Raw genomic sequence first — 655 nt, 5'->3', positions numbered from 1 at the left:
GCCATTGAACTGGCAGCGGGTAGTGGGCCGAAGATCGCCGCGAATGACGCGGTTAGCTACCACATCACCGGATCCCAGTGGGGCAAAGGTGATGATGCCGAATCAACTTGGGACATGGGGCTCGCAGAATACTCGCAACAGGCGATTGGGAACACCCTAGGTTTTGCAAATATGAGCGTTGGAAGTCGTGTTCTTGTGATTCATCCAGATACCCAGAATCCCGAAAACGCGATGGTGTTCGTAGTTGAAATTACGGGCGCTATGGACGTTTCGCCCGTTCAATAGCGCCGGTTTGTAACCGCCGCCAAGGCCAATACAATAAAGTATTAGTTAGCTCGCGCAGAGTTTAGTTTCATAGGAGAAAGACATGTCTCAAACGGGTGAGAAGGAAGCGAACAAGATCCTTCTCTACAGCGACAATTCCGAGTTCCGCGGTAACGTAATCGAAGCGGTTGGTGTACGCCCCGGTGCGGGCATGCCAAAGGTGGAGTGGGTTGAGGCTGCCACCGAAGATGGCGCTGTAATGAAGTACAAAGAGGGAGAGTTCGACCTCCTCATCCTCGACGGTGAAACCCAAAAGGTAGGCGCGATGGCCCTGTTGCGCCGTCTGGAGGTTGAGTTCGACAACCTGCCTCCCTCGATTACGATTCTTGCT

2 protein-coding genes are annotated in these 655 nt (G+C 53.3%); both read left to right on the top strand.

Annotated elements, in window-relative coordinates; genetic code table 11:
• Nucleotides 1–285: hypothetical protein (locus tag HMPREF1627_RS00615; RefSeq protein ID WP_034500215.1), on the top strand; the 285-nt coding region annotated here is incomplete at its 5' end.
• An 82-nt stretch (nt 286–367) separates the two neighbouring features.
• Nucleotides 368–655 (top strand): hypothetical protein (locus HMPREF1627_RS00610; protein ID WP_034500213.1); only part of this gene is annotated, 288 nt, incomplete at its 3' end.

Source organism: Actinomyces sp. S6-Spd3, assembly GCF_000758755.1.
Lineage (GTDB): Bacteria > Actinomycetota > Actinomycetes > Actinomycetales > Actinomycetaceae > Pauljensenia.
This window is presented reverse-complemented; position numbering and strand designations above follow the sequence as displayed.